This window comes from Paenibacillus pabuli NBRC 13638 (assembly GCF_001514495.1).
In the GTDB taxonomy this organism is placed as follows: domain Bacteria; phylum Bacillota; class Bacilli; order Paenibacillales; family Paenibacillaceae; genus Paenibacillus; species Paenibacillus pabuli.
This window is the reverse complement of the sequence record NZ_BCNM01000016.1, coordinates 166,556-175,687: the sequence shown is the minus strand read 5'-3', so window position 1 is coordinate 175,687 and position 9,132 is coordinate 166,556. Positions and strand designations below refer to the sequence as shown.

The 9,132-nt window shown below is 46.4% G+C and carries 7 protein-coding genes and 1 riboswitch; all 7 genes read left to right on the top strand.

Annotated elements, in window-relative coordinates; translation table 11 throughout:
• Positions 1-72: 72 nt before the first annotated feature.
• Positions 73-906, top strand: coding sequence for a MurR/RpiR family transcriptional regulator (locus tag PPA03S_RS21465; protein WP_062326011.1), 834 nt, complete (start codon positions 73-75; stop codon positions 904-906).
• Positions 907-1,210: 304 nt separating this feature from the next.
• Entirely contained in the window at positions 1,211-2,161 is a 951-nt protein-coding gene (locus PPA03S_RS21460) for a methyl-accepting chemotaxis protein (RefSeq protein ID WP_062326010.1), read from the top strand.
• Positions 2,162-2,309: 148 nt separating this feature from the next.
• Complete coding sequence (locus PPA03S_RS21455; protein WP_062326009.1) at positions 2,310-4,004, top strand: spore germination protein; 1,695 nt, start codon at positions 2,310-2,312, stop codon at positions 4,002-4,004.
• 31 nt (positions 4,005-4,035) lie between these two features.
• Entirely contained in the window at positions 4,036-5,130 is a 1,095-nt protein-coding gene (locus tag PPA03S_RS21450) for a GerAB/ArcD/ProY family transporter (RefSeq protein ID WP_062326008.1), read from the top strand.
• Positions 5,127-6,344, top strand: a complete 1,218-nt coding sequence (locus PPA03S_RS21445) for a Ger(x)C family spore germination protein (protein WP_062326007.1) — start codon at positions 5,127-5,129, stop codon at positions 6,342-6,344. Before PPA03S_RS21450 ends, PPA03S_RS21445 begins: the two co-directional genes overlap by 4 nt.
• Positions 6,345-6,438: 94 nt before the next feature.
• A riboswitch (SAM riboswitch) is annotated at positions 6,439-6,541 on the top strand.
• Between the two features lie 87 nt (positions 6,542-6,628).
• A complete protein-coding gene (mmuP, locus tag PPA03S_RS21440) occupies positions 6,629-8,041 on the top strand; it encodes an S-methylmethionine permease (protein WP_062326006.1) in 1,413 nt (470 codons plus the stop codon).
• Entirely contained in the window at positions 8,019-9,044 is a 1,026-nt protein-coding gene (gene mmuM / locus PPA03S_RS21435) for a homocysteine S-methyltransferase (protein ID WP_062326005.1), read from the top strand. Before mmuP ends, mmuM begins: the two co-directional genes overlap by 23 nt.
• Positions 9,045-9,132 lie beyond the last annotated feature (88 nt).

Below are 9,132 nucleotides of genomic sequence, written 5' to 3'. Positions count from 1 at the left end.
TTGTTCTGGCATCGAAGTGGCAAGTGTAAATATTCTTTAATTCAATTTATATAGAAAAGGAGTGCATACGGAATGAATTTGTTTACTCATAAAGAACAACTATCACCCGGCCATCTGAAAATTGCTGATTTTGTTGAACGCAATCCAGAGGAGATTCTGTTCATGACAGAGCAGGAGATTGCCGACAGGCTGGGAGTCAGTATTGCGACCGTATCCCGTTTCTGGCGCGCGGTTGGATATGATAATGCCAAAGCATTTAAAATCCGGCTTCGCACATCCGAAGACACTACGCCTGCCCTCAAATTAAATAAAACCATATCCCGCATGGATACGGACAGCCTTCCCGTTCAGTTACTGGAAGCCTCCGTCAACCATTTGCAGGAGACGTTGTCCCATATGAAGCAGGGGGATTTGGAGCATGCTGCTGCTATTCTTGCAGAGGCACGAAGAGCATACATATATGCTCCAGGGCCTTCTGCTGGTTTGGCGGAATTGTTGTCCTTTCGGCTGTCCAGATTCGGATTGACGGTTATCCACCTCACCGGAGGTGGTCATGAATTATTGGAATCACTGATGCACATGCAGCGGGAGGATGTTGTGTTATTGATGTGTTTCACAAGACTCTTGCCTGAAGCAGAGGTCATTCTGGATTATGCCAGAGATACAGGCAGCAAAGCCGTACTTGTGACAGATCGGGAAGACCTGTTATATGGATTGGGGACGGAATTATCTTTTTACGTTAGCAGAGGAGAGCTTGGCGAATTCCATTCCATGGTTACTCCATTACTGTTGATGGAACAACTGGTGCTGGCGGTGGGGTTGATGCAGAAGGAGCATGCACTGTCCAAGCTCGAACGGCTGGCTGATCTGCGCAGTCGTTATGCCGACAAATTGCCGCGAGGTTGATGGATGAATAGACAGCGTAATGCACAGAGACGACTACAGATAACATCAAGCCTATGGAATGTTATCCCATAATTAGGGGCGGGAAAACCGCCTCTTTTTGTGTTAGAAACTGCTCATGAAAAATAGTGTTTAGATGGTTGGTTTATTGGGTATAAAAAGTCAAGCCGTGGACAAATTTTTAAAAATTGATTTGGAAGTGATTCAATTGACTGCAATTGGAGTATACCATAATAGAGTCGTCTCTATTCCGTTGGATACATAATTGCAATACAGCAGGAACTGCCAGAATGAGAACGGTTTAATTATGGGAAGAAGTCAGGGAGTGGGGATCGCTTTGCCTGTATTAGATGTTGAAAAGAAAGAGGTTGTCACCGACGCGTTGGTCATCAAGGCCATGGAGAAAAGTCTGGCTATCATTCGATTTGATATGGATCGCAGGGTTACTTATGTGAATGAAGTGTTTGCGCAAACGATGGGCTATACGGTAGATGAGATGTATGGCATGCAGCATGAGCAATTTTGTTTTGATGAATTCGTGAAAAGCCCTGACTACAACGCGTTTTGGAGCAATATATTTAAAGGTATAAGCTTCCAGGACAAGGTTGAACGCAAGGATGCAGAGGGAAATTCCGTATGGCTTGAGGCAACATATATGCCTGTGTATGATGAGTTGAATCATAACATCCTCGGTGTATCCAAAATAGCTACAAACATTACGAGCCGTCAGAACAATATTTCGGCTGTGGTTAACGAATTAAAGACGATGTCTCATGATTTGAATGAACATGCTGATATCGGAATTGAGCGAAGCCGTGAGCTGATGTCCAGTATCAAGTATATATCTGAAGTTTCCGCGCATAATCGGGCTACATTGATTCATCTACAAGAGCAAGCTGGTTCGATCCAAGGGATTGTTAGAACGATCCGGGAGATTGCGTCGCAGACGCAACTTCTGGCCCTGAACGCTGCGATTGAAGCGGCACATGCAGGCGAATACGGACGCGGATTCGATGTTGTAGCGAAAGAAGTAAGGAAACTGTCAGCCATGGTCGAACAATCGATCAATGAGATTCGGGATAGTGTGAACGGGATTACGAAAGAGATTATGAACATTTCTGGTGGAACACAGGAGGTGGAAGGATACGTGGAGCGAAGCCAGCAGCAGATTGAGGTGGCAATGAACGATTTTACAACCATTGCAGTGTCTGCACATCTACTGGATGAGAAGGCCCAGCACGTAACCCGAATTGTATAAATAAGGTAACATCATAACCCCAATAAGGAAGCGGATGCTGACAGAGGCATCTGCTTTTTTTGTTATGCAAAATGAGGGAATTATTGTGAGCAATCAGGGAAAGAATACTCCATGATACCAAGAAAGTCTAAATAATGGGGTGAGCCGGATGTGGTCGAAAATTGGTTCTTATGTGCCGGAGTGGCCTATTTGGGCACAGGCTTTTCTATTATTTTTGATGCCGATATTGTTCATGAAAGGGTATCAGTGGTTTCGCTCATCCTTAAAAAAAGGGACATTTTCCAGTGAAGATCAACAAAGTCAGGATGAATCGACCCATTCTTCGTCGAACGAAGAGACTGGGAGTTACGCAAATGTACGGATTACGGGGGATTATGCTAAGGATTTGATTAGTGTAAAAGAAACGTTTGGTCAGAATGCGGACGTATTTATACGGGAGTTTACGATAAGAGGAACGAACACGCCTGCAGCTGTCATATACGTGGATGGGCTAGTGGATCATGATCTGATCGATACGCATATGTTTACGCCTCTTATGATTGAGGGGATTCCCGACACAGAGCGGAAAATGTTCGAACAACCGAAGGATGCAAATGAAATCAAAGCTTACGTAAGAAGTCAGCTGCTGCCTGTTAGTCAAGTTCAGGAAGCGGAGACGCTGCAACAAGCGGCGCGGGCAGTTCTTACCGGCAAAAACGCTCTACTTATTGAAGGAATGCCAGGAGCTCTTCTTGTTGGCTCAGCCAAGGGGAAAAGCCGCAGCCTTGAAGAGCCGGTATCGGAGGCACTTCTCCGCGGGCCAAGAATCGGTTTTACCGAGCGGTTAAGCGATAATACTGGACTATTGCGGCAATTCGGAGGCAACAATGCCCTGTTTATGACCAAGTATCAGGTGGGCGCCAGGGTGAAGAGGGATCTGGTTATTGCGTATATTGAGGACATTGCCAATGCCGACCTTGTTGCCGAGGTGGAAAAACGAGTCCAGAAGCTGGACATGGATATCATGCTGGAATCGGGTTATGTGGAACAACTGATTGAGGATGATGAACTGAGTCCCTTCCAACAGGTACAGAATACAGAGAGGCCCGACCGTGTAGTCAGTGGGTTGTTAGAGGGACGTGTAGCTATTTTACTGGATGGAACGCCATTTGCATTAATCGTACCGTCCACCTTCAGCATGCTGCTCCAATCTCCCGAAGATTATTACGAGCGCTGGATTCCGGGGACATTTCTGCGTATGCTTCGTTTCTTGGCGGCTACGATTGCCCTGCTGGGCCCCGCTTTATATATCTCCTTTATCTCGTTCCATCCGGGTCTTATTCCGACCAAGCTGGCTTTAACGATTATTCAAACCAGACAAGGTGTGCCTTTCCCCTCTATTATTGAGGCGTTGATTATGGAAACCTCGATTGAAATTTTGCGGGAAGCAGGCATTCGCCTGCCCAAGCCCATTGGACCAGCGATGGGCATCGTAGGCGGTCTGATTATTGGGGATGCCGCAGTACAGGCCGGAATTGTCAGTCCGTTTCTGGTTATTGTAGTGGCAGTTACTGCGATTTCTTCGTTCTCCATCCCTACATATAGTGCCGGAATAACACTGCGTATATTGCGCTTTGTAGGAATGTTCTGTGCGGCGATCTATGGATTGTTTGGAGTAGTCATGTTTTTCTTGTTGCTCTGCAGCCATCTGGTTCGGTTAAAGAGCTTTGGCGTACCTTATGTCACTCCGGCTGTGCCTTACAGCCTATCGGATTGGAAAGATTTCTTTATTCGGGCACCTTTAAGAATGATGAAGAAGCGTCCAAGTATGATGCATCCCAAAGACCCTGATCGCAAAAAGTAGGCATATCGGATATTCAGGAGGTGAAACATGAGTGGCAAAACAAGACCAACTGACGACAGTTCAAGTCGCAGCCTTTATCATCAATTACATGTTGGGTGCAGGAATCCTTACACTGCCTCGAACTACGGTGACCGCGGTCAAAACGCCTGATGTGTGGATTTCAATTATATTGTCAGGTCTGCTGGTGATGGTACTGGGTATAATCTTGGTAACCCTGTGCCGAAGATTTCCGGGGAAGACCGTTTTTCAATTCACCGAGGATATCACAGGAAAGTGGATTGCTTATGTTTTGGGAATGACGATCATACTGTATTTCCTTATTATCTCTGCCTTTGAGATCAGGGTGATGGCTGAAGTCACCGGATTGTATTTATTGGAGGGAACCCCTGTATGGGCTATTGTCATGGTGTTTATGTGGATCGGCTTCTATCTGGTCTCAGGTGGCATCATCTCCATGGCCCGCTTGTATGAGATCATTTTACCTATTACGCTTATTCTTTTTGTGCTGGCTATTTTCCTGAGCAGTGGTCTGTTTGAGATCAATAACTTGAGACCTGTGCTGGGAGAAGGTATTATGCCTGTTTTTAGAGGACTTAAACCTACGATACTAGCGTATACGGGTTATGAAATCATGTTTGTAGTTATGGCATTTATGAAAAATCCGGAGAAGGGTAAGAAAGCCATGGTCTGGGGAATTGTTATCCCTATGGTAATCTACCTCATCACATTGGTTATGGTCATTGGTAGTTTATCTATTGAAGGCATGAGAACTAGGACGTGGCCAACCCTTGATTTGATGCGTAGCTTTGAAATTGAGGGTCTGGTCTTTGAACGGTTCGAATCCCTGCTACTGGTTATTTGGATTATGCAAATTTTCTCTACCTCAACGATCACGCATTATGCCGCTTCCCTTGGTTGCTCGCAATTGTTCAAGAAAAAACTGCTACCCTTCTTGATCATTTTGCTTCCGATCATGTATATCATTGCTATGCTTCCACAGAATGTGGACGAGACGTTCAAGCTCGGAGACGCTCTTGGAAATGTCTCTATTTACCTGTTTGGTGTCATCCCACTATTACTTCTGTTGACGAGTATGATCCGAAAAAAAGGAGGGAAGCACAATTGAGCAGGTTCGGCAGGAAATCAACCATGTTGTTAACGTTGTTGCTGCTCTTGTTTACCTCAGGGTGCTGGAGCAGCAAAGAGATCGAGGATTTAAGTGTCTATGTGGGTCTGGGACTGGATGTGGCTGAGGAATCAAAATTTGAAAAAAGTATTAATAAACAAGGAGGTCATTATCCCAAAAACAACGTATTTACAGCTACCGTACAAATTGTCCCAAGGGTTGGGGGGAAACAGGAAAAGCAAAACAGTTCTACTAGTTCTTCCAGTGGTTCTTCCAGCGGGCAATCCTTTTTGAATGAACAGTTGACCGGAGATTCCCTAATTCAGATTTTTCGTCAGTTTGCTCTAAGAAGAGACCGTCCGCTCATTGGTCATCATTTAAAGGTTGTTATCGTTTCCCAGGAGTTGTCGAAGAAATATAGCCTGGAACAGCTACTTGATTTTATTTTGCGTGACAATGATATCCGGCCCAGTTCCCTTGTGCTGGTTAGCAAAGGAAGAGCTTTGGAAGCTCTTAGTTCCAATGAGCCGGGTGAAATTCCAGCCGTTTATTTAAAAGGCTTGGTGGATAACGCGTACCGTACCAATAAAATTATTCCTGGTGTAACTCTCGCGAAACTTGACGGCAAAATGCAGTCAGGATCAAGCTTTTTGCTGCAAAATGTCCTTACTGCTGATGGAGAGCATAAATTCTCAGGCGCAGGCATCTATAAAGGGAAAACGAAAAGATGGATCGGCACCTTAAATCAGACGGACCTGGAAGGATTGTCATGGATAACTGGGGAGGCTCAGGGTGGAGCCTTAAAAACGTATGCACCGAAAGATGGACATACGATAGTTTATGAAATTGGTTCAACCAAGAGCAAAATTACACCACAAGTTCACGGGGATGACATTTCTTTTCACGTAAAGGTAGAATCAGAAGGCCAGCTTATGGAAGATTGGAGTGTACCTGAAATTCCCGCCACGGAAAAGTACATTCAGGAATTGGAGGTTCAGTTCGCTGATACAGCCAAAGAACAAATGCATCAGGTCTTGAACAAAATGCAGAACACCTATCGGGTTGAGGTGGGCGGATTTGGAGAGCAGTTGCGGATGAAATATCCGAAGGTATGGAAAAAGGTCAAAAAAAATTGGGATGAGACATTTTGTCAGATTCCTGTGACCTATGATGTGAAAATGAAAATTAAAGATTATGGATCATCTACGGATTAAAGATGAGGAATAGAATGCCTGATTTTACAACGTGATGTGAATATTTAATTGTTGACACAACTATGATAGATCGCTATATTTATAAAAAATCATTTTCTTATCCAGAGAGGTGGAGGGACTGGCCCTTAGAAGCCTCAGCAACAGATCTGAAAGATACTGTGCTAATTCCAGCGGGTGAACAGCCTGATAGATAGGAGCGTTTGTTTTTATTTGTCAGTTACGGCGCACTCTTCGGAAAGAGTGGGTCTTTTTGTTGTTCTGGATGAAGAAGTTAGGGAGCAGGCATGAATAACAACAAAGATACAGGGCATTTTCAGCGCAAAATGCAGGCACGTCATGTAATCATGCTCTCACTTGGTGGAGTTATTGGTACAGGTTTATTTCTTAGCTCGGGTTATACCATCCAGCAGGCAGGACCGATCGGCACCATTTTGTCCTACTTGATCGGCGCGATTGTTGTCTATCTGGTCATGCTCTGTCTTGGTGAACTGTCGGTTCATATGCCGGAGACAGGGGCGTTTCATAGCTATGCGGCAAAATACATCGGACCAGCAACAGGGTACACGGTGGCCTGGTTGTATTGGCTAACCTGGACGGTTGCCCTCGGTTCCGAATTTACAGCGGCCGGGCTGCTGATGCAGCGCTGGTTCCCTTCCGTGAATGTATGGATCTGGAGTGGGCTGTTTGCGCTCATGATTTTCCTGTTCAATGCGCTGACGGTCAAACTTTTTGCCGAATCGGAGTTCTGGTTCTCTTTGGTTAAAGTCCTTACGATTGTGGTCTTTATTATTCTCGGTGCGGCAGCGATGTTCGGCATGATTCCCATGGCAGACTCGGCACCTGCACCGTATCTATCCAATATTACGGCGTCAGGCTGGTTCCCCCACGGAGCTACAGCGATATTGATGACGATGCTTGCTGTAAACTTTGCATTCTCGGGTACCGAGTTGATCGGAATTGCTGCCGGGGAGACGGAGAATCCGGAAAAGACGATTCCGAAAGCGATCCATACCACATTATGGCGCTTAATTATCTTTTTTATAGGAACCATTGTTATTCTATCTGCGCTATTGCCCATGTCGGATGCCAGTGTTCTCGAAAGTCCATTTGTAGCGGTGATGGAGCGAATTGGTGTCCCCTATGCGGCAGATATGATGAACTTTGTTATTCTGACGGCGATTCTCTCTGCTGCCAACTCGGGCCTGTATGCTTCTTCCCGGATGCTCTGGTCTCTGGCAGATAAAAAAACGATCTCTCCATGGTTTGCCAAATTGACGAAACGCGGTGTTCCGCTGAATGCCCTCATGATCAGCATGGTTGGTGGCGCTTTGGCTTTGCTGTCGAGCATCATTGCACCAGGTACCGTGTATATTACGCTGGTCTCCATCTCGGGTCTTGCCGTTGTTGCCGTGTGGATGAGCATCAGTGCTTCGCAGTATATGTTCCGCAGACAGTACCTTCGGGAAGGACATGCGGTTCAGGATCTGGTCTACCGAACGCCGCTGTACCCGGCAGTACCGATTATTTCATTTCTATTATGTCTGGCTTCATGCATAGGCATTGCTTTTGATCCGACACAGCGCATCGCGTTGTACTGCGGCATTCCTTTTATTGCATTATGTTACGCAATATATTATCTGACAGAACGTGTGAACAAGAAAAGAGGACTAGAACATGACACAACCAAAACGCAATAATCCCCTGGAACAGATCTTGAGGGAACATCCGGTTATGATTCTCGATGGGGCACTGGCAACCGAGCTGGAACAGCATGGGTGTGATCTGGATGATCCATTATGGTCAGCACGTGTTCTGCTGGAGAATCCGGAAGTTATCGTTCAGGTGCATGCAGATTATTTTCGGGCGGGAGCCGATTGTGCCATTACATCCAGTTATCAGGCAACGATGGACGGCTTCAGCAAGAAAGGCATTGATGCACAGGAGGCGCTGAGCCTGATTCGGAAGACGGTTGAGCTCGCTGCACGGGCGCGAGATGATGTCTGGACAGAAGTTCAAGATGGAGCGGCCAAGAATGTAACCGACAGTGAGTCAAACGGTGAAAAACAAATGGCAGTTGCCATGGGAAAAAGGGTATCGGTTCGTCCAAGGCCGATTGTTGCTGCATCCGTCGGACCTTACGGTGCTTATCTGGCTGATGGCTCAGAGTATGTCGGTCACTATGATGTTTCGGATGAGACACTGATCGCTTTCCATCGTCCGCGGATGACAGCACTGCTGGAAGCAGGAGCGGATATTTTGGCTTTTGAGACGATCCCCTCCCTACAGGAAGCTCAGGTGCTGGTTGCTTTATTAAAAGAGTTTCCTGATGCTTATGCATGGCTGTCTTTCTCGTTACAGGATGGCACCGCGATCAGTGAGGGTACGTCTCTGGAAGAGTGTGCACGACGATTCGGCTCCGAGCCGCAGATTGCGGCCATTGGATTGAACTGTGCTCCGATGGAAGTGGTGACGGAGGCGGTAGGTGTGCTGAGCCGTGCCAGCGACAAACCTGTCATTGTCTATCCGAACTCGGGGGAGATCTATGACGCAGAGACCAAAACGTGGAGTGGTCAGGGGTTATGTGGCAGCATGAGTGATGCTTCGGAAGAATGGGTCGCTGCGGGCGCTAAGCTGATTGGCGGCTGCTGCCGAACCACACCCCATCAGATTAGTGAATTGGCGAAGAAGTGGCGCAGTTAAAGCTGACTTTCTGAAATGGGACCTATAGTATGCAAAAGAAGAGCCCCTCTATCCGATAACGGGTGTGAGAGGGCTCTTTTTGCATTGC

Excerpts from the sequence above, each read along its gene's own strand:
- PPA03S_RS21465 (WP_062326011.1), top strand. The coding sequence starts at position 73 with ATGAATTTGTTTACTCATAAAGAACAACTATCACCCGGCCATCTGAAA.
- PPA03S_RS21460 (WP_062326010.1), top strand. The coding sequence starts at position 1,211 with ATGGGAAGAAGTCAGGGAGTGGGGATCGCTTTGCCTGTATTAGATGTT.
- mmuP (WP_062326006.1), top strand. The coding sequence starts at position 6,629 with ATGAATAACAACAAAGATACAGGGCATTTTCAGCGCAAAATGCAGGCA.
- mmuM (WP_062326005.1), top strand. The coding sequence starts at position 8,019 with ATGACACAACCAAAACGCAATAATCCCCTGGAACAGATCTTGAGGGAA.
- PPA03S_RS21455 (WP_062326009.1), top strand. The coding sequence starts at position 2,310 with ATGTGGTCGAAAATTGGTTCTTATGTGCCGGAGTGGCCTATTTGGGCA.